The organism is Actinomycetospora sp. (assembly GCF_036497585.1).
Taxonomy (GTDB): Bacteria; Actinomycetota; Actinomycetes; order Mycobacteriales; family Pseudonocardiaceae; genus Actinomycetospora.
On the sequence record NZ_DASXJD010000031.1, the window covers coordinates 1 to 21894 of the forward strand.

24 protein-coding genes are annotated in these 21894 nt (G+C 75.5%); 14 read left to right on the top strand and 10 right to left on the bottom strand.

The features are described from left to right. On the bottom strand, positions 1-1793 hold a 1793-nt coding region (locus VGH76_RS02760; RefSeq protein WP_331555079.1), incomplete at its 3' end, for a pyruvate dehydrogenase. A 160-nt stretch (positions 1794-1953) separates the two neighbouring features. On the opposite strand from VGH76_RS02760, the gene VGH76_RS02765 reads away from it, so the two are divergent. Further along, positions 1954-2151, top strand: coding sequence for an alcohol dehydrogenase catalytic domain-containing protein (locus VGH76_RS02765; protein ID WP_331555080.1), 198 nt, complete (start codon positions 1954-1956; stop codon positions 2149-2151). Here the strand turns inward: VGH76_RS02765 and VGH76_RS02770 are convergent. Next, complete coding sequence (locus VGH76_RS02770) at positions 2148-2405, bottom strand: hypothetical protein (RefSeq protein WP_331555102.1); 258 nt, start codon at positions 2403-2405, stop codon at positions 2148-2150. The two genes, VGH76_RS02765 and VGH76_RS02770, sit on opposite strands and share 4 nt — an antisense overlap. Here VGH76_RS02770 and VGH76_RS02775 point away from each other — a divergent pair. Then, positions 2301-2696, top strand: a complete 396-nt coding sequence (locus VGH76_RS02775) for a creatininase family protein (protein ID WP_331555101.1) — start codon at positions 2301-2303, stop codon at positions 2694-2696. The genes VGH76_RS02770 and VGH76_RS02775 overlap by 105 nt on opposite strands. Before the next feature lie 32 nt (positions 2697-2728). Here VGH76_RS02775 and VGH76_RS02780 read toward each other — a convergent pair whose 3' ends face one another. Further along, the gene (locus VGH76_RS02780; RefSeq protein ID WP_331555081.1) at positions 2729-3499 is read right to left on the bottom strand and encodes a MerR family transcriptional regulator; all 771 of its coding nucleotides are present in this window, start codon (positions 3497-3499) and stop codon (positions 2729-2731) included. A 56-nt stretch (positions 3500-3555) separates the two neighbouring features. On the opposite strand from VGH76_RS02780, the gene VGH76_RS02785 reads away from it, so the two are divergent. Further along, a complete protein-coding gene (locus tag VGH76_RS02785) occupies positions 3556-4071 on the top strand; it encodes an acetyltransferase (RefSeq protein ID WP_331555082.1) in 516 nt (171 codons plus the stop codon). A 14-nt stretch (positions 4072-4085) separates the two neighbouring features. Next, entirely contained in the window at positions 4086-5129 is a 1044-nt protein-coding gene (locus tag VGH76_RS02790) for a GGDEF domain-containing protein (RefSeq protein ID WP_331555083.1), read from the top strand. 343 nt (positions 5130-5472) lie between these two features. Here the strand turns inward: VGH76_RS02790 and VGH76_RS02795 are convergent, their stop codons facing one another. The 4 genes from VGH76_RS02795 to VGH76_RS02810 form a co-directional block, all read right to left on the bottom strand. Continuing rightward, complete coding sequence (locus VGH76_RS02795; protein ID WP_331555084.1) at positions 5473-6018, bottom strand: hypothetical protein; 546 nt, start codon at positions 6016-6018, stop codon at positions 5473-5475. A 12-nt stretch (positions 6019-6030) separates the two neighbouring features. After that, entirely contained in the window at positions 6031-6711 is a 681-nt protein-coding gene (locus VGH76_RS02800; protein ID WP_331555085.1) for a hypothetical protein, read from the bottom strand. Positions 6712-6823: 112 nt separating this feature from the next. Next, complete coding sequence (locus VGH76_RS02805; RefSeq protein ID WP_331555086.1) at positions 6824-7570, bottom strand: hypothetical protein; 747 nt, start codon at positions 7568-7570, stop codon at positions 6824-6826. 4 nt (positions 7571-7574) lie between these two features. Further along, the gene (locus VGH76_RS02810; protein ID WP_331555087.1) at positions 7575-8159 is read right to left on the bottom strand and encodes a hypothetical protein; all 585 of its coding nucleotides are present in this window, start codon (positions 8157-8159) and stop codon (positions 7575-7577) included. Positions 8160-8192: 33 nt separating this feature from the next. On the opposite strand from VGH76_RS02810, the gene VGH76_RS02815 reads away from it, so the two are divergent. Continuing rightward, positions 8193-8954 (top strand): hypothetical protein, encoded by a 762-nt coding sequence (locus VGH76_RS02815; protein WP_331555088.1) that lies wholly within the window; start codon positions 8193-8195, stop codon positions 8952-8954. Positions 8955-8963: 9 nt separating this feature from the next. Here VGH76_RS02815 and VGH76_RS02820 read toward each other — a convergent pair whose 3' ends face one another. From VGH76_RS02820 to VGH76_RS02830, 3 genes are all read right to left on the bottom strand, one after another. Continuing rightward, on the bottom strand, positions 8964-9965 hold the full coding sequence (locus VGH76_RS02820) for an FAD-dependent oxidoreductase (RefSeq protein ID WP_331555089.1): 1002 nt from the start codon (positions 9963-9965) through the stop codon (positions 8964-8966). Between the two features lie 167 nt (positions 9966-10132). After that, positions 10133-10306, bottom strand: coding sequence for a CsbD family protein (locus VGH76_RS02825; RefSeq protein ID WP_331555090.1), 174 nt, complete (start codon positions 10304-10306; stop codon positions 10133-10135). Positions 10307-10993: 687 nt separating this feature from the next. Further along, positions 10994-11260 carry an acylphosphatase gene (locus VGH76_RS02830; protein ID WP_331555091.1) on the bottom strand — a complete coding sequence of 89 codons (267 nt, stop codon included), beginning with the start codon at positions 11258-11260 and terminating at the stop codon, positions 10994-10996. 99 nt (positions 11261-11359) lie between these two features. Between VGH76_RS02830 and VGH76_RS02835 the strand changes: the two genes are divergently transcribed. The 9 genes from VGH76_RS02835 to VGH76_RS02875 all read left to right on the top strand — a co-directional run. After that, a complete protein-coding gene (locus tag VGH76_RS02835; RefSeq protein ID WP_331555092.1) occupies positions 11360-12055 on the top strand; it encodes an alpha-ketoglutarate-dependent dioxygenase AlkB in 696 nt (231 codons plus the stop codon). Between the two features lie 76 nt (positions 12056-12131). After that, positions 12132-12728 (top strand): crossover junction endodeoxyribonuclease RuvC, encoded by a 597-nt coding sequence (gene ruvC, locus VGH76_RS02840; protein ID WP_331555093.1) that lies wholly within the window; start codon positions 12132-12134, stop codon positions 12726-12728. Between the two features lie 305 nt (positions 12729-13033). Continuing rightward, the gene (gene ruvA, locus VGH76_RS02845; RefSeq protein WP_331555094.1) at positions 13034-13660 is read left to right on the top strand and encodes a Holliday junction branch migration protein RuvA; all 627 of its coding nucleotides are present in this window, start codon (positions 13034-13036) and stop codon (positions 13658-13660) included. 31 nt (positions 13661-13691) lie between these two features. After that, the gene (ruvB, locus tag VGH76_RS02850) at positions 13692-14750 is read left to right on the top strand and encodes a Holliday junction branch migration DNA helicase RuvB (protein ID WP_414637655.1); all 1059 of its coding nucleotides are present in this window, start codon (positions 13692-13694) and stop codon (positions 14748-14750) included. A gap of 81 nt (positions 14751-14831) precedes the next feature. Further along, entirely contained in the window at positions 14832-15353 is a 522-nt protein-coding gene (gene yajC, locus VGH76_RS02855) for a preprotein translocase subunit YajC (protein WP_331555096.1), read from the top strand. A gap of 287 nt (positions 15354-15640) precedes the next feature. Next, positions 15641-17431 (top strand): protein translocase subunit SecD, encoded by a 1791-nt coding sequence (secD, locus tag VGH76_RS02860; protein ID WP_331555097.1) that lies wholly within the window; start codon positions 15641-15643, stop codon positions 17429-17431. Next, positions 17428-18807, top strand: coding sequence for a protein translocase subunit SecF (gene secF / locus VGH76_RS02865; RefSeq protein WP_331555098.1), 1380 nt, complete (start codon positions 17428-17430; stop codon positions 18805-18807). The genes secD and secF overlap by 4 nt, the downstream gene beginning before the upstream one ends. Next, complete coding sequence (locus tag VGH76_RS02870) at positions 18804-19352, top strand: adenine phosphoribosyltransferase (RefSeq protein WP_331555099.1); 549 nt, start codon at positions 18804-18806, stop codon at positions 19350-19352. Before secF ends, VGH76_RS02870 begins: the two co-directional genes overlap by 4 nt. 114 nt (positions 19353-19466) lie before the next feature. Continuing rightward, a partial coding sequence (locus tag VGH76_RS02875) for an FUSC family protein (RefSeq protein ID WP_331555100.1) occupies positions 19467-21894 on the top strand: 2428 nt, incomplete at its 3' end.

The following is a 21894-nucleotide window of genomic DNA, read 5'->3' on the forward strand; positions in this document are numbered from 1 at the left end:
GCCCACTCCGCGTCGAGCGCGAAGGCCGGCTCGTAGCTCATGCAGCCCGGCTGCTCGAGGCCGATCGACGGGGTGATCACCGACTGGTGCGCGCCGCCCTCCGGGGCCAGCGACACGCCGGACGGGGTGCCGACGAGGATCGACTGGCCACCGGCGTACATCCCGAACGCCCAGGGCTCGAGGGCGCGGGAGACGAAGGGGTCGTAGAGCACCCCGATCGGCAGCAGCGGCTCGCCCCAGCGGGACCAGGTGGCGCCCAGCTCACCGAGCAACCCGACGAGGTTGGTCTCGGCGATCCCCAGCTCGATGTGCCGCCCGGTGGGTCGCTCGCGCCAGTGCAGGATGGTCTCGGCGTCATCGTCGAACCAGTCGCGGCGCTCGCGGACCGACCACGTGCCGACCTTGTTCAGCCAGCCCCCGAGGTTGGTCGAGGACGCCACGTCGGGGGCGACGGTGACCAGCCGCGCGGCCACGTCGGGGGCCTCGCGGGTCAGGTCGAGCAGCGCCCGGCCGAGGGCCTGTTGGGTGGTGCCGGTGCCGTGGGGGGTCCGCCCGGCGTCGGTCGGCACGGCCGGGGCGGCGACGGTCTCGGCCTCCTGGGGGCGGTCCAGGCGCGCCGCGGTGTCGACGCACAGCCGGGCGGCGTCGGAATCCGGCGGCAGCGGACGCCAGGGGTCGTCGAGGTCGGCGCCCACGTGGGCGGCGAGCTCGCGCATCTGGGCCTCGGTCAGCAGGCTGGAGTGGTTCTGCGGGTGGCCCTGGGTGGCCAGCCCGTAACCCTTGACGGTGTACGCGAACACCACCGTGGGGCGGGTGTCGTCGATGGCGTCGAACGCGTCCAGCAGGGCGCCGAGGTCGTGGCCGCCGAGGTTGCGGATGGCGGCGTGCACGGCGTCGTCGTCGACGGTCTCGAGCAGGGCCGAGATCTGCTGAGGGTCCTCGGGGTGCTCAGCCGGGCCCTCTCCGGGGAGGCGTTCGCGCAGCTCCGCGGGACTGCAGCGCAGCAGCCGCTGGTACTCGGGGTTGGTCATGCCGTCGATGCGCCGCCGCAGCGCGGACCCGCCGTCGCGGGCGTAGAGGTCCTCGAGCAGTCGGCCGTACTTGACGGTGATCACCTGCCAGCCCGCGGCCTCGAAGAGCCCGTGCAGCCGGGTCACCGAGATGTCCGGGACCACCCGGTCCAGGGACTGGCGGTTGAAGTCGACCACCCAGCAGACCTCACCGAGCTCGCGGACCATCGGGTCGACCACGGCCTCCCAGACCGCGCCCTCGTCGAGCTCGGCGTCGCCGACCAGCGAGAACTGCCGCCCCAGCACCCCGCGGGACGCGGCGCGCGCACCGACGCCGTGGGCGTAGCGCCGCGCGATCGCGCCCCAGATCGGGGCGGTCGCGCCGATGCCGACCGAGCCCGTGGAGTAGTCCACGGGGTCGGGGTCCTTCGACCGCGACGGGTAGGACTGCAGCCCGCCGCGCTCGCGCAGCGTCGTCAGGTACCGGGCGTCGAGCCGGCCCAGCAGGTGGTTGATCGCGTGCAGCACCGGGCTGGCGTGCGGCTTGACCGACACCCGGTCCTCGGGGCGCAGCGCGCCGAACCACAGCGCCGTCATGATCGAGGTGATCGACGCCGACGACGCCTGGTGCCCACCCACCTTGAGCCCGCCGGGGTTGGGGCGCACCCGGTTCGCGTGGTCGACGATCGCGGTCGCCAGCCACAGCACGCGGTCCTCGACCGCCCGCAGCGCCTCGAGGTCCTCGGCCCCGCTGCGGGCGGGGGCGGGCATCGTCGTCGACATCGGTTCCCCTCGGTCGGCCTCGCCGGTCGCGCTCAGTCTCACACTTCGCGGCTCCGCCGCGTGTGCGTGCGTTTCCGTGCCTGAGCACGGGAACGCACGCACACGGGCGGAGCCCTCAGGTCCGGGACCATGCGCGCCCCCCTCCGGCCCGTTCACCGAGGTGGAGCTGCCCGTCCCGACGCCGGGTCCCCGCGATCTGGTCGTCGAGGTGCACGCGGTCTCGGTCAACCCGGTCGACACGAAGGTCCACGCGGGCGACCCGGAGGGCGGGCCGAAGGTCCTGGGTTACGACGCGTCCGGCGTCGTCACCGCCGTCGGCGACGAGGTCACACTGTTCTCGGTCGGCGACGAGGTCTAGCACGCCGGCTCGATCGCCCGGCAGGGCGCGAACGCGCAGTTCCACGCCGTCGACGAACGCATCGTCGGGCCGATGCCGCGCACGCTGTCCTTCGCCGAGGCGGCGGCGCTGCCGCTGACCACGATCACCGCGTGGGAGTCGCTGTTCGCGTGCCGGGAGCTGCGCCGCCAGTTCGGGCTGCGGACCTTCTTCGCCCACCTCTCGGTGCCGGCCGACCAGGGCGGGACCTCGTCGGCCGAGACCGAGTACGGCATGGGGATCCACGGCGGGCACGGCGAGACCTCGCTGATGCTGCACCTGCGCCCGACCTCGTACACATGGAGCTCGCGACGCGTCGGGTGCCGGAGGACCTGCTGGCCTTCGAGCACATCGGGTTCGGCAAGCCGGTGTCTTTCGGATGGCTGACCGAGGACTTCGGGCCGGACGGACACATCGGCGACCCGACGGGCGCCACCGCCGAGCACGGCAAGGCGGTGTTCGACGCCGCGGTGGGTCGGCTGGTCGAGGTGATCGACGAGGCGTCCCGCTGGCCGAAGGCCATGTGAACGGATGTGGTCGTCGGAGCGACCACATCCGTTCACATGGCGCGGAGCGCCAGGATCGCGTCGTGCACGTACTGCGCGAGCCCTGGCTCGCGGTCGTCGTAGTAGCGCGTGAACCGCTCGTCGGCGAGGTACATGCGCGCCAGGCAGCGGTGCATCTCGGGGGAGAGGTCGTAGAACCGGTCGTGGATGTGGCGGCCGTGAGCCTCCGCCGCCGCGCGTGCGGCTTCGGAATCCGGGGACGCGCCGGACCGCTTGGCCGCCACGAACGCCTCGTCGACGGCGCGCTGCTCGGCGGTGACCACCTCCCAGTCGGCCTTGGTGTACCGCGCGGTGCGGGCCCGGGACTGCTTCCACTCCTCGGTCTCGCCCCAGCGCTCGCGCGCCTCGGCCTGGTCCTCCTCGGTGAAGCCGTTCCCGAAGAGCTCTCGCTGTTCCTCGCGGGTCAGCCGGATTCCGGACATCTGCGCCTCCAGGGCTCGGTCGATGGCCACGACGAGGTCGGAGAGCTCGTCGAGCCGGGACGTGACCGCGTCCCGCTGGCGCCGCAGGTGCTCGGTGACGTCGGCGGCGGGGTCGTCGAGGATCCGTGCGACGTCCTCGAGGGCGAACCCGAGCCGCCGGTACACCACGACGTGCTGCAGGCGGGTGATGTCGGCGTCGGAGTACAGCCGGTACCCGGCGGCGCTGCGGCCGCTCGGGCGCACCAGCCCGATCTCGTCGTAGTGGTGCAGGGTCCGCACCGTCACGGCGAAGCGCTCGGCCACCTGGCCGACCGTCGCTCCCGCCTCCGTCACCCCGGTCATGGTGAACGAGCGTGCAGCCTGACGCGGCGTGAGGGTCAAGTCCCTACGCTGGGCGCGTGGCGTGGGAGATCCGTGACGCGGACCCCGGCGAGCGAGATGCGCTCGTCGGGCTCTGGCGGCGCGCCGTCGAGGCCACCCACCACTTCCTGGGCCCGGCCGAGATCGACGAGCTGGAACCGCGGACGCGCACCGCGCTGGCGCGTGCCGCGATCCGCGTCGCGCACGGCCCGGAGGGTCCGGTCGGCTTCCTCGCCGGCTCCGGCGGCGAGGTGGGCGGGCTCTTCGTCGACCCGGAGGTGCACGGGCAGGGCGTCGGCACCGCGCTGCTCGACGACGCGGCCGCCCACCACCCGGTGCTCACCCTCGACGTCAACGAGCAGAACCCGGCCGCGCGGGACTGGTACGCGCGCCGTGGCTTCGTCGAGACCGGGCGCTCGGAGACCGACGACGACGGGCGGCCCTACCCGCTGCTCCACCTGCGCCGCGTGACCCCACCCGGCCCGGGACCCGACCGGGCGCTCCAGAATGGCCGACGAAGGGATCCGCGCGAGGGGGCGCGGATCCCCGAGTGAACCCGAGGGGCGACATGACCACGCACCCGACGACCGTCGTGACGGCCGAGCTGACTCCGCCGCGCGCCTTCGACCAGGCCTGCCGGATGGTCGTGGACTACCTCGCCGGCGCGCTGCCGATGAGCGCGTGGGCAGTGACCCGCGTCGCCGGGGACCGGCAGACCATCCTGGTGACGAACGACCACGCCTACGGCCTCGCGCCCGGCGTCGAGGGTCGGTGGGGGCTCTCGATCTGCCGGACGATGGTCTCGGGCGAGACGCCCCGCATCGTTCCCGACACCGGCCGCGAGACCGTGCTCTGCGACGTCGTCGCGGCCGCCGCCGAGGGCGGCATGCCGGTCGCGGCGTACGTCGGCACGCCGGTGCTCTATCCCGACGGCGACCTGTTCGGCACCGTCATCGGCATCAACGCCGAGCCGCTGGACGACGGCTTCGTGAGCCACGAGTCGCTGCTCGACCTGCTCTCCAGCCTGCTCTCCAGCGTCCTCGGGGCGGACACGAACGCCGTGCGCTCGGCCCGGGAGCTCGAGCGGGCGGTGTCCGACGCCGAGACCGACCCCCTCACCGGCCTGCTGAACCGTCGCGGCTGGGAGCGGTGGCTGGCCCGCGAGGAGGAGCGGTTCCGTCGCTTCGGGGACCCCGCGTCGGTCGTGATGATGGATCTCGACGGGCTCAAGCGGGTCAACGACACCGAGGGGCACGACGCGGGCGACGCCTACCTGCGCCGCGCCGCCGAGACGCTGCGGTCGGTGACCCGCCGCGGGGATCCCGTCGCGCGCCTCGGCGGTGACGAGTTCGGGATGGTCGTGACGGTCGATCCCGACGACGTCGGGTCGCTCGTCGCGCGTCTGCAGGAGGCCCTCGACGCCGGCGGGACGCCCTGCTCGGCGGGGGTCGCCCCGGTCGGGGTCGTCTCCGGGTTCGCCGAGGCCATCTCGGTGGCCGACGCCGCGATGTACGACGACAAGCGGGCCCGCCGCGACGCGCTCCGTCGCCCCGACGGGCCGGTCGTCGTCGATCCGCCGGTCACCACCCCCTATTCCCCGGAGGAGCCCTGACCGACCCCGACGGGGCGGTTCGCCGGCCGTCCCCGGCGTCGGTGTCCGCCGGCGGCGGTACGAGGGAGGGGACCGGCGGGTGGGCAGGGGGCGGTGATGCGCGCGTCCAGGCCGGTGGTGGCGCCCGACCTCGCGCCGCCGCGGGCCTTCGACCAGCCGTGCCGCATGGTCGTCGACTTCCTGGCCGCGGCGCGCCGATGGGGGCGTGGGCGGTCACGCGGGTGGCCGCGGAGCGGCAGACGGTGCTGGTGGCGTGTCCGGGATGATCCGCGGGGTGGTGCCCCGCGCCATGGTCCGGCACAGCGACCGCGACCGAGCCGCTCGCGGAGGCCACGCCGGGCGCTCACCCGACCGGGTCGAGGTCCAGCAGGTAGGCCGCGTCCGGGTCGACCGAGATCTCGTCCGGGAGCCGGTCGAGCGTCGCGGGCTCCCCGCCGTCGACGACGCAGCGGACCCGACCCACCCGCCAGCATTGCCGGCCCGCCGGTACGGCGCGGGCCAGCACGCTGTCCGCCGCCCAGAGGTAGGGCTCGGCAGTGAGCCAGCCGGAGGCGACGAGGTCCTCTCCGGGGCGCAGCGGGGTCGCGGCGAACGGCACCACCGCCCACAGCCCGGCGCACAGCACCGTGCCGACCCGGGCGCCGTCGCCATCCCGCGGGCACTCCACGCGCCCCCGCACCGTCGTGAAGCCGGGCTGCTCCTCGGACTGGCAGAGCCCGACCGCGGCGGCGGTCCCCGCCGCGGTGTCGGCGTCGGTGTCGGTGACGGCGAGGGCCAGGCCGGTGGTGACCCGCTCGCCCGTGGCCAGCCCGACGTACTCGCCGTCCGCGAGCATCCACGCGGGCACGATCGCCACCACCTGCACCCGCCCCAGCATAGTGTCGATCATGAGTGGTCCGCGTCAGTCGACCAGCGGAAACGTCCCCGTGTCGGGTCCTCCGAGCGGGCGCAGCCGGGCGACGAGGACGGCGTCGGTCGGGGGTCGGTCGGGCACGGCGGGGATCTCGACCGGTGGTGTGGGCGCCCACCCGTTGCGGGGCGCGCGCAGCAGGGCGGTGACCCGGAACCGCTCGCGGCACAGCGCGACGACCTCGCCGTGCTCGGTGCCCGGCGCGAGGTCGGGGTCGAGGTAGAGGGCGCCGCCGACACCGGTGCGGCCCTGGACCGGCGGCGTGGTCGACCAGTAGAGCGGGAAGAGCCGCCCGCCGGCGTCGAGCACGCTGACCGGCGAGCCCGCCTCGGCGCCGCCGGGGAGCGATGTGAGCACCGTGCCGACCGCGTCGACGAGCCCGGTGTCGTCCACCGACCAGCCCGTGGCGCCGGGAACGGCGTGGGTGACGGCCGCGACGAAGATCGCCGGGGCGGCCTCGATCTCCTCGCCGACCACCAGCCGGGGCAGGGCCCCGCTCTCGAGGAACGGGGGTGGGAGCTGGACGGTGAGCTCGGCGTCGGCGTCGGCGGTGATCCGCTCGGCCTCCCGGGCCGCGGCGAGCGCGGCCTCCCAGCGACGCCGGTCGGCGCGGTCGCCGTCGCCGGCCACCCGCACCGGGCGCCGTCGGGGCCGGCCGGCCGGGGGGCTCACCCCAGGCCCCGGGGGAACGGCGCGGGCGGGAACGGTGGTGTCATCGGGTGCCTCCAGCGGCGTCGGGTGCCTGCACCTCGTTGGAGGCCCGCGACCGCCGATCGGTTCCCGGTCAGGCGCGGCGGATCGTGGCGCCCCGCAGACGCAGGCCGCCCGGGCCGTGGCTGGCGGGGCCGGTGACGACCACCTCCTGGCCGAGCAACCCCGCGACGGCCGCCGGATCGGGGGCGGAGCCGAACAGCGCGGGGTCGGTCTCGGGGACCACGCCCTCGACGACGACGTCCCGGCCCGCGTCGTCGAGGATCCGGACGATCCCGCGACGCAGGTCGACCCGGTCGAGCCGCCCGCGAACCGTCTGGGCGTCCCCGTAGGCCCGGGGCGGGTCGGTGCGCGGCCAGCGGGCGCGGGAGAGGTCCGCGGGTCGGAAGCTCGCCTCGCGGAAGCGGCTGCCACCGAGCGTCGCCGTGCGGGAGGTGCGTTCCAGCGCGTCGAGCAGGTCGACGCACGCGTCCCCGAGCAGTGGGGTCGCCCACTCCGGCGGGACCTCGTTCCACAGCCCCCGGACCAGCTCGAACAGCGCGTCGGTGACCTCGTGCTCGAGGCCCTCGCCGAGCACGTCGTCCTCGCCGACCGCGAAGCGCAGCACCGTCGCGCCCGGGTCCACCCCGACGAGGCGCAGCCGCGCGGCCCGTTCGACCACCCCGGCGCTGCGGCCGGGCCGGCTCTGGTCGACCAGGTGTCGCGCGATCCGCGTCGTCACTCGCTGCAGCGCGCCGACGAGCGCGACGAGCCCGCCCGCGTCGATCTCGCCGTCACGGTCCGGCCCGCCGTGCAGGCGGACGACGAGGTCGTCGGCCACCGCGTCAGCCCCGCACCGCGAGGACCGCCCGCCCGCGGGGGGAGAGCTCGTAGCCGACCGGGAGCGACCGGGTGAGGCCCAGCGCCTTGAGCTTGCGGACGTCGGCCTTGAACGGCGCGGTCTCGCGTCCGGCCGCAGCCGCGAGGTCAGGCGCGCGGCGCCCCGGCTCGGCCGCGATGGCGCGCAACGTCGCCCAGGCCCACGGGCCGTGGCCGCTGCGCCGGTCCATGGCGTCGAGCTTCCCGGCGACCTCGGCGGCCTCCGACGCCGACGGCTCGCTCGCCGCCAGCTCGCTACGGGGATCGGGCTCGTCGAGCCGGTGGAAGCGCACCCGGAAGAGCGGCGTGTCCTCGTCGGCGCGGCGGCCGGCCTCGGCGAGCAGCGCCTCGACGGATTCGAAGCCGGCGCGGCGGGCCTCGTCGACGGTGACCTCCCCGGGGTCGACCTCGGCCACCTCGTCGACCCCGAGTCGGCCCACGAGCGTGCGGTACGGGCGGCCGGGGCGGACCTGGGCGCGCTTCCAGCGCCGGAAGGTCAGGTCGACCTGGCCGCGCGCGATCGGTTCGGCGAAGCGCTGGGCGAACAGCACGCCGTCATCATTCCAGCACCTACGCTGACGGGCGTGGCGCGGACGACGGGTGCGGAGGCCCGGGCGCCGGAGGTCGTCTGGAACCGTCTGGCCGAACGTCGCGGGGAGCTGTTCAGCCGGACGCTCGCTCCCGAGCGGCACGCCCACTGGTGGGTGCGACGCCACGACGGGTGGGCCGGGCGGCTCAACCGCTGGGTCGACCGGCTGCGGGACACCACGCTGGAGAACGTCCCCTATGTCGACCCGACGGCTGCCGGGGACGGCGCCCGGGTGCTGCTGCTCCTGCAGGAGCCCGCCTCCGACGCCGAGGACGGCTGCGGCTTCGTCAGCCGCTACGCGAACGACGCGGTCTCGGCCAACCTCTACCGCGCCGCCGATCGTGCCGGGCTGGAGCACGAGGTGACGCTGCACTGGCACCTCGTGCCGTGGTGGATCGCGAACCCGACCCACGAGCCCCGCCGCCTCGGCGGTGAGGTGCTGCGGGCCGCGCCGCGGCTGGGGGAGTTCCTGGAGCTGCTCGGGCCGCCGCCGCGCGAGGTGGTGCTGCTCGGCGCGCCCGCGGTCAAGGGGTGGTCGGTGCTGACCCGGCGCGGGCGGGTGCCCTGGCAGCTGCGCGCCGCCACGGTCTCGCAGGCGCCGCATCCCAATCCGCTGGTGCACGACCGGCTCGACCCGGTGAGCGGTCGCCGCAACGGCGACCGGCTCGTCGAGGTGCTGCGCGACGCCGGCCGGCGCTCCCGCGGGGAGGAGGTCCGTCCCGCGCGGACCTCGCCGGTGGCCCGACGGCCCTTCTGATCCGCGGCGTCAGGCCGAGGGGCGTCCGACCACCGCGTGGTGGTGGGCTGCGATCAGCCGCACCACCTCGTGCGCGGTGCCCCAGCACAGCGAGAGCCCGCTCCCGCCGTGCCCGTAGTCGTGCACCACGAGCCCGTCCCGGCGCCGCTCGACCTCCACCCGGGTGGTCGGGCGGGCGGGCAGGATGCCGGTGTCGATCCGCAGCACCCGCGCGTCCTGCAGCGCCGGCTCGGTCTCGCGGCAGCGGCGGAGGATCTCCCGGGCCTCCTCGCGGTCGGCCGAGGCGTCGGTGCGCCCGGGAATGCGGACGTCGCCGAGGTGGACGCGGTCGGCGTGCGGGATGATCGAGGTCCAGCGGCGCGCGTCGGAGATCTCGACGAGCACACGGTGCACGCCGGGGTTGTCGGTCACCACATACTGCGAGAACAGCGGGCGCACGGTGGGGTCCGCGGCGAGCTCGCGCGCGCCGAGCCCGGCCGCGAGGACGACGACGGGGGCCTCGGCGAGCGCCTCGTCGAGCGACTCGGCGCGCCGAATCTCGACGATGGCGCCGAGTGCGGCCAGGCGGTCGACCATCCACCGCAGGTGCCGCGGGAGGTCGATCACGGGGGCGCGGTGGCGCAGCCCGCGGTCGAAGCCCGGCGGCAGGGTGCTCGGTGCGTGGAGGTCGGGGAGCATCGCGAGCTGCGCGGGCAGGGCGTGCCGGTCGGGCACCTCGCCGACGGTGAGGGCCTCGACCATCCGGACGCCGGTGGCGGGGTCGGCGGCCAGGCGTCGGTAGTGCGCGAGCGAGCACGACGCCCGCGCCAGGGACCCGGCGAGGGGTGCCTGGTAGGTGGGCTTCCAGACCCCGGCGGCGTGGGCGGAGGCGGTGGCCGACGGGTCGTCCGCGGTCCAGACCCGCACCTGGTGACCGGCCTCGGCGAGGGACACCGCGCACGAGAGCCCGACGACGCCGCCGCCGACGACGACCACGGAGGCCGGCGGCGTCACACGATCCTGGTCGGACACGCGCGGACGGTAACTCCGCGCCGTTCGTCACGCGGACGAGGTGTGCGCCCATCACCCGGATGGACCTGGCCGCACCCCCGGGTGGCGGCGGCGAGTCACCGGCCGGTGGCACACGACGGCGCCCGGGCCGGGGTGGCCGCGGGCGCCGTCGGGTGTTCGGGAGGAGCTCAGCCCTTGAAGGCGTCCTTGATCTTCTCGCCGGCCTGCTTGACGTTGCTCTTGGTCTTGTCGGCCTTGCCCTCGGCCTCGAGGGACTCGTTGCCGACCGCCCCGCCGGCGGCCTCCTTCGCCTTGCCCTTGAGCTCCTCGCCCTTGTTCTCGACCTTGTCGGCGTCGCTCACGGCGTCTCCTTCCGGTACCGGCGACGGATCGGCTCGACCCGTCACCGGTGGGACTACCCGTTGTCGATCGTCGTCCAACCCGCTCAGGGCGGTGCCTGCGCAGGGCGCCGGGCGCGTCCGGCTGCCAGCGCCGCCGGGGAGGGGATGCGCTCGTCGCTGAACCAGGCCGGCTCGCCGTCCGCATCCCACGTGCCGACCACGCGGCCACCCAGGACGACCACCGGGGCGATCCAACCGGCGGTCCGGGCTCACCGCGCCCCGGTGCCGCGGCGCCAGGAGCGAGGTCTCCCCGTGCCGGGCCCGAGGACCCTCTGGTCGAAGGCGGGCAGGAAGCGCACCGTCGTCGAGCGCGGGGTGGTCGGCCGGGTCGGTCGTCCAGGTCGCTGACCCGGGCATAGCGCTGTTCAGTGTCGGCGCCGGCTCCGGGACCCGGCAGGTCGTCGCGCACCGTCACCGGGGCGATCACGCCGTCCGCGACGAGGTCCGAGAACCAGCGCCGCAGGGTGGTGCGGGCGGTCCCGCCCCGCAGCAGCCAGGCGTCGAACGCCGTCGGACCCGCCGGGCCGTGGGCGTCGAGGTAGGCGGGCACGAGGACCCGGGCGGCGCCGCCAGGTGGCGGCGGGCGCGGACGGCGACGAGGGGGGCACGGAGGTCAGCTCACCACGACCCCCTGACAGCGTGACCTGCTCAGCGCTGTTCGAAGCCGGTGAGGCCCTCCTCGGGGCGGTCCTCGACGTCGACCCCCGTGACCTCGGCCCGGCTCGGCCCGCGACCCGCCCAGTCGATCATCTGCTCCACCGCGGCGTCCTCGCCCTCGACCAGCAGCTCCACGCTGCCGTCGGGGAGGTTGCGCACCCACCCCGCGACACCCAGCCGCTGCGCCTCCTGCTCCGCGCTCGCGCGGTAGAAGACCCCCTGCACCGTGCCATGGACGACCGCGTGTCTCGTGCTCATGACCCGCTCCGTACCCGCGGCCGGACCGGGTGCACCGTTCTCGCGGAGAGCTCGGGAGGGTGCTTGCCATCGACTCGAACATGTGTTCGACTCTAGCTCATGACGGCCGTGTTCACCCCCTCGTTGTTCGACGCGGCGCCGGACGAGCCGGGTCGGCTTGCCGCCGACGCCCTGCCCGCCGGCCCGGCCGACGTGTCCTGGCGGGGCCTGCACCGCACCCAGCTCGACGATCGTTCGTGGGTCGACGTGGTGCCCGGCTGGCTGCCCGGGGCCGACGTGTGGTTCGACGAGCTCGTCGGCGGGGTCGCGTGGAACCAGCGGCGCCGGCGGATGTTCACGCAGGAGATCGTCGAACCCCGGCTCACCTGCGGGTGGGCGCTCGCGGAGGCGCCGTCGCCGAGCGAGCACCTCGCGGCGGCCCTGACCGAGCGCTACCGCGAGCCCTTCGACCGGGTGTCGGCCAACTTCTACCGCGACGGGGCGGACTCGGTGGCCTGGCACGGGGACCGGGTGCGCTTCGTGCACCCGCACCCGGTCGTCGCGATCGTCTCGCTCGGCGCGCCCCGGCGCTTCGGGCTGCGCGCGCTTGCGGGCGGCGGGACGCGGTGGCTGACGCTCTGCGGGGGTGACCTGCTGGTGATGGGTGGTCGCTGCCAGCACGAGTGGCAGCACACCGTGCCCAAGGAGCCGGGCGCCGGTCCGCGGGTCAGCATGACGTTCCGGCACGGCGACCCCGGGCCGATCGGGGCGCGCACCGAGCGGGCGCGGGACGTGCCGGCCTGGGCGCTGCGCTGAGACCTCGACCCCGGCCCGGTGGTGGCGGGCGCGTCGGCGTCCGGAGCGGGCCCGGCCGGTCGGTAGCGTGCCCGCCATGCGGGTGCTGGGAGTGGACCCCGGGCTGACGCGCTGCGGGCTCGGGGTGGTCGAGGGCGCGGGCGGGCGCACGGTGCGCGCCGTCGCCGTCGCCGTCATCCGCACCCCGCCCGACGACGAGGTCGCCGCCCGGCTCGCCGCCGTCGCGGACGCGGTCGAGCGCTGGATCGCCGAGCACCGCCCGGACGTCGTGGCCGTGGAGCGGGTGTTCAGCCAGCACAACGTCCGGTCGGTCATCGGGACCGCGCAGGCGGGCGGGGTCGTGGCGCTGGTCGCCGGGCGGGCCGGCCTGCCGGTCGCCTTCCACACCCCGTCGGAGGTGAAGGCCGCGGTGACGGGCTCCGGGCGCGCGGACAAGGCCCAGGTCACCGCCATGGTGCAGCGGGTGCTCGCGCTCGAGTCGGCCCCGCGGCCCGCCGACGCCGCGGACGCGCTCGCGCTCGCCGTGTGCCACTGCTGGCGCGCTCCCATGAGTGCCCGGATGGCCGAGGCCGAGGCGCGGGCCGCGGCGGTGGCCCGGACCCACACCGCGAAGCTCGCTGCGGCTCGTCGTGCCGCGGCCGGCCCGCGGGCGGGTCGGGCTCCGGGACGCTGACGCCGTCGGTTCCCTGGGGGCTGCGTCCCGGGCCGACGGCCGGCGCCGTGGCAGCAACGGCACGTTCCGGGCATTGGACGCGAGGACGGCGCCGTTCACTCGCCCGGCCCCGACCGGCGCCGTGGCAGCAACGGCACGTTCCTGGCATTGGACGCGAGGACGGCGCCGTTCACTCGCACGGCCCCGACCGGCGACCCGCCCCGCGTGGCGGCGCGGACGCTGTCGGGGCCGCGCGGTAGCGTCCCGCTCGAACAGGTGTTCGCGCCCGTGAGCGGGCCCGGCCGGGCCGGCAGGGAGGTGGGGTCGTGATCTCGTCCGTGCGCGGGGAGGTCCTCTCGGTGGGGCTGGACCACGCGGTCGTCGAGGTCGGCGGCGTGGGGATGGCGGTGCAGGCCACGCCCACCACGCTGGCCGGGCTCCGGCGCGGGCAGCACGCCCGGTTGGACACCGCGCTCGTCGTGCGCGAGGACTCGTTGACCCTCTACGGCTTCGCCGACGCCGCGGAGCGGGAGCTGTTCGGGCTGCTCCAGACCGTGACGGGTGTCGGCCCACGCCTCGCGCTGGCCACCCTCGCGGTGCTCGACCCGGGGGCGCTGAGCCGGGCGCTGGCCGACGGGAACCTCACCACGTTGACGAGCGTGCCGGGCATCGGGCGCAAGGGGGCCGAGCGGCTCGTCGTCGAGCTGCGGGACAAGGTCGCCCCGCCGGACGCCTCCGGTGGCGACGTCATGGGCGGGCCGGACGCGGACGTGCCGTCGGTGGTGGCCGGCGGGACGATGCGCGACCAGGTGGTCGAGGCACTCGTGGGGCTCGGCTTCGCGGCCAAGCCCGCGGAGAAGGCGGTGGACGAGACGGTGGGCGACCTCGGGGAGGGCGCCGGGTCCTCCGCGGTGCTGCGGGCCGCGCTGCACCGCCTGGGGCCCAACCGGTGACTCAGGAGGACGCGCGGTGAGCGGGGACGAGCTGTCGGCCGACCTCGAGCGGGCGCTGGCAGCTGCGCGCGAGGCCGGCGAGTCCGACCTGGAGAACCGGCTGCGCCCCGCGCGGCTCGACGAGTTCATCGGCCAGCCGCGGGTCCGCGAGCAGCTCGACCTCGTGCTGCAGGGAGCGCTGCGGCGCGGTCGCCCGCCGGACCACGTGCTGCTCTCGGGTCCTCCGGGGCTGGGCAAGACCAGCCTCGCGATGATCATCGGCACCGAGCTGGGCAGCGCGGTGCGCATCACCAGCGGCCCGGCGCTGGAGCGGGCGGGCGACCTGGCGGCGATGCTCTCCAACCTCGTCGAGGGCGACGTCCTGTTCATCGACGAGATCCACCGCATGGCGCGCCCGGCCGAGGAGATGCTCTACCTCGCGATGGAGGACTTCCGGGTCGACATCGTGGTCGGGAAGGGGCCGGGGGCGACGTCCATCCCGCTCGACGTCGCCCCGTTCACCCTGGTCGGCGCGACGACGCGGGCCGGCTCGCTGACCGGGCCGTTGCGCGACCGGTTCGGGTTCACCGGGCACATGGAGTTCTACGAACCGGAGGACCTCGAGCTCGTCGTCGCACGCAGTGCCGAGATCCTCGAGGTCGACCTGCGCCCCGACGGCGGGCGGGAGATCGCCTTCCGGTCGCGGGGCACGCCGCGCATCGCCAACCGGCTGCTCCGCCGCGTGCGGGACTACGCCGAGGTGCGCGCGGACGGCACGGTCACCCGGGAGGTGGCGCGGGCGGCGCTCGCGGTCTACGACGTCGACGAGCTGGGCCTCGACCGGCTCGACCGTGCCGTGCTCGCGGCCCTCGTGCGCTCCTTCGGCGGCGGTCCGGTGGGGGTGTCCACGCTGGCGGTGGCCGTGGGGGAGGAGCCCGGCACCGTGGAGGAGGTCTGCGAGCCCTACCTGGTGCGCGCGGGGATGCTCGCGCGTACTCCGCGCGGGCGCGTGGCGACCCCCGCGGCGTGGCACCACCTGGGGGAGTCGCCGCCCGAAAAGGACGTTCCGGGCGACATCGACGAGCAGGGCCCGCCGACGTTGTTCGGTTGAGCTGGCAGACTCGGGGGGAGTACGTACGACGGATCGCGGGTCTTGCGGTCGGTCGGACCTCACGGATCCGAACGGAGCGAGATGGACCTCCTCTTCCCTCTGCTGATCGTCTTCATGATCGGCATGATCTTCTTCTCCAACCGGCAGCGCAAGAAGCAGGCGCAGCAGCAGGAGAGCCTGCAGAGCTCGATCTCGGTGGGCGACGTCGTCGTCATGACCTGCGGGGTCAGCGGCACCGTCGTCGACACCGACGACGAGAAGACCATCGACCTGGAGATCGCCCCCGAGGTGATCACCACCTGGCTGCGGGCGGCTGTGCGCGAGAAGCTCTCCGCCGACGTCGACACGGTGCCGGGCGCCGACCACATCGACGCCTACACGCTCGACGCCCAGCACCCCGAGCTCAGCGACCCGGCGCCGGCGCACCCCACCAACGGCGCGGGCCCCCACCCCACGTCGTCCAACGGTGTCCCGGCCGCGGCGGCGGAGCCGCACGACAAGCCCACCGACGCCGGCTTCTCCGACCCGACCGCGTCCCCGAGCAGCAACGGTTCGGACGGCATCTCGGCGAGCTCGCGCGCGCCGCGCGACCCGCGGTCCTGAGCTCCCGGTAGCGCCCCGGCGTCGCGGCGCCGGGGCGGGCCGGCCTCCTACCGCACGTCGCGGCGGGAGGCGCACCGGGCCGGGTGCGATCGGCCGGACGGTGGCGGCCTACCCTGCGGAGCAGGTCCTCGGCGTGCGCCGCCCGGCGCGCCCCGCGGGTGCGGCCGGTGGCGCCGGTGCCGCGACACGGCACTCGCGTCCGGCGGTCCGCCGCCTCGGCGGCCCGGGCGCTCGCGGCGGGGACGCGTCCGAGGACCCGACCGTCGCACGACCCTGGAGTTCGCAGCGTGGCCCCTCCCACCGTCCGGTTCCGGCCGGGCCGCTACCTCGCCGTCTTCGCGGGGATCGTGGTGGTCCTCTACGCGCTGGTGTTCCTCACCGGGGACCGGTCACCCACCCCGAAGCTCGGGATCGACCTACAGGGCGGCACCACCGTCACGTTGACCGCCCGCACCGAGACCGGCGCCGCGCCCACGCCCGACCAGCTCAACCTGGCGCGCCAGATCATCGAGCAGCGCGTCAACGGGCTCGGCGTGTCCGGCGCGGAGGTCGTGCAGAACGGCAACAACCTCGTCATCACGGTGCCCGGGACGGCCGGTGACCAGGCGCGCAGTCTCGGGCAGACCGCGCGGCTGTACTTCCGGCCCGTCGAGGAGGGCCCGCTGGCGGCGACGCCGCAGGCCCAGATCCAGCCCGGAAAGGCCCAGCCGGGACAGGCCCAGCCGGGACAGGCCCAGCCCGGGCAGGCCGGTGGTGGCGGCGGGGCCCCGGGCCAGGCACCCGGCCAGAGCGTGCATCTGCCGGTGCAGGCGCCGACCCCGCCCGCCCCGCCCGGCGGAGGCAGCCCGGCCGGCGGCGGGACGTCGCAGGACCCGCGCCAGGCGGCCGCGATCGCGGCGGCGAAGCAGAGCCGCCAGAGCAGGGACCCGGCGGTCCAGGCGCAGGCCCTCCAGACCCTGAACTGCGCCGCCGAGGACCCGCTGCGCGGGTACGACGACCCGACGAAGCCGCTGGTGGCGTGCGACCGCAACGGCACCGCCAAGTACGTGCTCGGCCCCTCGATCCTCTCGGGCACCGAGGTCGCGGACGCCGTCGCCTCGCCCAACCAGCAGGGCGCCGGCTACGTCATCAACGTGACCTTCAAGTCCGCCGGCGCCGGGGTCTGGGCGCAGTACACGGCGGCGAACGTCGGCAAGGCGGTGGCGTTCACGCTCGACTCGCAGGTCGTGTCGGCCCCGACGATCGAGGCCGCCCAGCCCGCGGGCAACTCGCAGATCAGCGGGAACTTCAACCAGCAGTCGGCGACCGACCTCGCGAACGTCCTCAAGTACGGCTCGCTGCCGCTGTCGTTCGACACCTCGGACGCCCAGACGATCTCCGCCACGCTCGGCCTGGCGTCGCTGGAGGCGGGACTCATCGCGGGCGTCATCGGCCTCGCGCTGGTGTTCGTCTACTCGCTGTTCTACTACCGCGCGCTCGGGGTCCTGACGATCCTGTCGCTGGTGCTCTCCGGCGTCGTCGTGTACGCGGTGCTCGTCCTGCTGGGGCGCAGCATCGGGTTCACCCTCGACCTCTCCGGCGTCGCCGGGTTCATCGTGGCGATCGGCATCACCGCGGACTCGTTCGTCATCTTCTTCGAACGCATCAAGGACGAGATGCGCGAGGGCCGCAGCTTCCGCTCCGCGGTGCCGCGCGGCTGGACCCGCGCGCGGCGCACGATCCTCTCCGGGGACGCGGTGAGCTTCCTCGCTGCCGTCGTGCTCTACGTCCTCGCCGTCGGCCAGGTCCGCGGGTTCGCGTTCACCCTCGGCATGTCGACGATCCTCGACCTCGTCGTGGTGTTCCTCGTGACCCACCCGCTGCTGTCCCTGGCCTCGAACTCGCGGCTGTTCGCCAGCCCCGCCTGGTCCGGCCTCGGGAAGGTGGCCTCGCAGAGCACCCGGCCCGGCGCCGGTCCGCGATCGGGGGGAACGGGCAGCGCGCCCCGCCCCGGCGCCCGCCCCGGCCAGACCCGTCGCCCGACCGCGTCCGGCGGTCGGACGCCCCGCAGCGGCTCCGGCCGCGGAGGTACCCGATGACCCGCCCCACCGGCCGCTCCGGTCGTCGCCGCGACGACCTCGCCGACGCCGACGTCCCGGACGCGCTCGACGACGACCTCGCCGTCGACGAGCCCGAGGACGACGCCGAGGGCGCGCCCGACGAGGCCCCCGCCCGCCGCTCCGTGCGCCGCAGCCGGCTCGACCGGCTCTACGAGGGCAACGGCGGCATCGACATCGTCGGCCGCTCCCGCACCTGGTACCTGCTCTTCGGGGGGCTCGTGCTGGTGTGCGTGCTGTCGATGGTGCTGCGCGGCTTCAACTTCTCGATCGACTTCGAGGGCGGGACCTCGGTGCAGTTCCCGGCCCGCGGCGCGACCGGCGTCGCGGAGACCAGCGAGGTGCAGCAGGTCTTCGATCAGGCCGTCGGCCGCTCGGCCGAGTCGGTCCAGGTGGCGGGCACGGGTGGCTCGGCGACCATCGTCATCAAGTCCGACCGGCTCTCCGAGGGCGAGCAGGTGGCCCTCGACCAGGCGCTGTTCCAGCGGTTCCAGCCGCTCGGCAGCTCGGGCCAGCCCGACCCGAACGCCGTCAGCAACAGCGCCGTGAGCGCGAGCTGGGGCGGGGAGATCACCCGGCAGGCGCTCATCGCGCTCGCGGTGTTCCTCGTCCTGGTGACCGCCTACCTCACGATCTACTTCGAACGCCGCATGGCGCTGGCCGCGATCATCGCGCTGATCAACGACATCGTGGTCACCGCGGGCGTCTACTCGCTGGTGGGCTTCGAGGTCTCGCCGGCCACGGTGATCGGGCTGCTGACGATCCTCGGCTTCTCGCTCTACGACACCGTCGTCGTGTTCGACAAGGTCCGGGAGAACACCCGCGGGCTGCAGGGCCTCACCCGGCGCACGTACGCCGAGGCCGCGAACCTCGCGGTCAACCAGACCCTCATGCGCTCGCTCAACACCTCGCTGATCGCGGCGCTCCCGCTGATCGGGCTCTTCGTCGTCGGCGTCGTGCTGCTCGGGGTCGGGGTGCTCGGCGACCTCGCCCTCGTCCAGCTCGTCGGGACGATCATCGGCGCGGCGTCCTCGGTGCTGCTCGCGACGCCGATCGTGGTCGACCTCGCGATGCGCGACCGGGTGTGGGCCCAGCAGGCCCAGCGGGTCGCCGCCCGGCGGGAGAAGAACGCGCGCCGCGCCACCGGGGGCCCGCGCGGCACCGGCGACGAGGTCACCACCGGGGAGCCGACCGACGTCCTCGACACCGACGCGGTCGTCGCGGCCGCCGGGGGGCGGGGTCCCCGCGACGGTGCCGGCGGCGCCGGCCCGACCGCCCGGCGCTCGCCGAGCGCGCCGCGCCCCGGCGCCCGGCCGGCGGGCAAGACGGGTCGGCCGAGCGGGAAGCGCCGCCGGTGACCCCTGCCCCCGGCAACGACGCCGACGACGGCCGGCTCGTCGCCGATCTCCTGCGCACGGTCCCGGACTTCCCGAAGCCCGGGATCCTGTTCTGGGACCTCACGACGGTGCTCGCCGACGCGGCGGGGCTCGCCGCGACGACGCGGCTGCTCGGCGGCTCGCTCGACGGGAGCCCCGTCGACGTCGTGATCGGCATCGAGGCCCGGGGATTCCTGCTCGGGGCCGCCGTCGCGCAGGCGCTGGGGTTGGGCATCGTCCCGGTGCGCAAGCAGGGCAAGCTGCCTGCCGTCGCGGCCTCGCGGTCCTACGACCTCGAGTACGGCTCCGCGACCCTCGAGCTCCCGGCCGGAGTGCTCGCCCCCCGGGCGCGGGCGCTGCTCGTCGACGACGTCCTCGCCACCGGCGGCACCGCCCGGGCCGCGTGCGAGCTGGTCGAGGAGTGCGGCGCCTCCGTCGCGGCCCTCGCGGTCGTCCTGGAGCTGCCCGAGCTCGGCGGCCGCGACCGCCTCGACGGGCGGCCGCTGCACGCTCTCCTGCAGCGCTAGGCGCCCGGCGAAACCCGGGTGGGGGATCGGCCACATCTCGCTCTCCGGAACCGCTTTCCCCGCCGGTCGATCGTTCGCACGGCTAACATCGTGGCGGCGAGCAGAGGGAGGGCGATGACGATCACGTCGACCGGGCGACGTCCGGGCACGGATCCCACCGATCACGTCGAACCCACCGAGGCGACCCCACCCTCCCTGCCCGACGTGCCGCCGGAGGCGCCCGCGGCCCGCGTCGCGTGGCGTGACCGCGTCCTCGCCTCCGACCCGGGCAACGTCCGGATCACGCTCGCCGCCCGGGCCGCGCTCTCCCTCGCCGTCGCGCTCGGGGTGGCGGCGCTGCTCGCGGGGGCACTCGGCCTGCAGGGCACCGCGGCCATGGTCATGGTCGTCCTCGGGGCCGTGCTCACGATGATGACGACGTTCACCGCGGCCGACCCGACCACCGGCGGCCGCGTGATCACCCAGCTCTGCCTGCCGGTCGCCATGGTCGCCGGCATCACGCTGAGCACGCTGGTCGACAAGCACCGCGTGCTCTCGCTCTCGCTGTTCGTCGTGGTCATGTTCGTCGTGGTGTGGGTGCGACGCTTCGGCCCGCGCGCCTTCGCCTGCGGCATGGTCGTGTGGATGGGCTACTTCATGGCCCTCTTCCTGCAGCTCTCGTTCGCGCAGCTGCCGGTGGTCCTCGTCGCAGTGGCGAGCACGACGGTGCTGCTGCTGGTGATCTCGCTGGTCGTCGCCCCGCAGCGTCCGGCCCGGCGGATGCGCCGCATGGTCGACGCGTTCGCGGCGCGGGTGCGGATCGCCGCGGCGGAGCACCGGGACCCGGCGGCCCGCTCGCCGTGGCAGCGCTGGACCGGTCGCATCGGCACCCCGGACCGCGCCCTGCTGCGCGTGGACGAGGTCGCGGTCCTCGTCGACGGCCAGCTGGCCGTCCCGCACGCGATCACCGACCCGGCGCACGCGCCCGGGGTACGCGCGGCGGTGCTGCGGGTGGAGGCAGCGCTCGCCCGGCTGCTCGACACTGCCCCGCAGGACGTGCGCGCGGCCGAGGTCGAGGCCGTCCGGGACGCGCTGGCCCGGCTCAAGGAGGTCCTCGACGAGGACCGCCGCAGCGCCGCCCCCGCCCGCCGCGCCGGGCACGACGACCGGGAGGCGCCGGCGCCCTTCACCCCGGCGGCCGAGCTCTTCGCGGGCTTCCTGCCGGGCAGCGCGGTGACGGTCGGCCCGATGGTGGCGCCCGAGGGCGCCGGCCCCAAGCTGCTGCTCACCACGCGGCATGCCCTGCAGATCGCCCTGGCGGGCGGGCTGTCGATCGCGCTCGGCGACGCCCTGTCCGGGCAGCGGTGGTACTGGGCGGTGCTCGCCTGCTTCCTGGCCTTCACCGGGACCGCCACCGCCGCCGAGACGGTGCGCAAGGCCCTGCAGCGCACCGCGGGCACCGTCGTGGGGGTCGCCGTGGCGCTGGTCGCGGTACCGCACCTCGGCCACTCGACGGCGGTGTCGCTGGTGGTCATCCTCGTCGCGATCTTCGTGGGCTTCTACCTGTTCCGGGTCTCCTACACCTGCCTGGCGTTCGCGATCACGATCCTCATCGCGGAGCTCTACGAGCTGCTCGGGACCTACAGCGTCGGCCTGCTCGCGCTGCGCGTGGGCGAGACCGCGCTGGGCGCGGTCGTCGGCGGCGTGGTGGCGGTGTCCTTCCTCCCGACGTCGGCCGCGGCGGCGGAGCAGGCCGCCCGGGCGCGGCTGGCCGAGGAGCTGCGGGCCGCGACCCTCGACGTCGCGGCGGTGCTGCACGGCGGCCGGGGGGCCACGGGCGCCGACGGCGAGCAGGTCGACCTCCACGCCCGGGTCCGCTCGCTGGACGCCGCGGTCCACCAGCTCGCCCTCATCGGGCTGCCGCTCTCGCTGCGGGTGCTCCCCGGGGCCGTCGAGCGCCGGGCGGCGGTGACCGGGCGGCTCTCGGCGTGGGTGCGGTGCGCGGCGCGGGTCCGGGCGGTGGTCCACGCCGTAGAAGACGTCGCGGACACCCCGCACCATCGCCACGAGGCGGTGCAGAGTGCGATGAGCGCCGTGCAGGGCCTCGTCGACGCGTTGGCCGAGGGCCGCGAGCCCGGCGAGCACACCGACGGTCCGGCGCACGACGACGCCGCCCCGGAGCTCGTCGTCGGGGAGATCTCCGCCCTGCACGGCGCGCTGCTCGCCCTCCACGAGGTCGACCCGACGGCGGTCCCGGCCGGCCCGGCGACGTCCGACAGCCCGATGACCGGGGCGACGGACGAGGCGGCTCCCGACGGGACGACGGCGGTGCGGGGACGGGTCACCGACGAGCGCGGCGCGGGGGTGGACGCCGTCGTCACCGCCGTCGACCCGCACGGCCGCCAGCTCGGCCGGGTCCGGACCGACGCCGCGGCCGGCGGGTGCTTCACGGTGCCCGTCGGCGACGGGCGCGGGCCCTGGCTCGTCGTGGTGGCCGCCGCGGGCTTCGCGCCGCACGCCGGCCGCGCCACCGCGGGCCCGGAGCACCGCGTCGTCCTCGCCC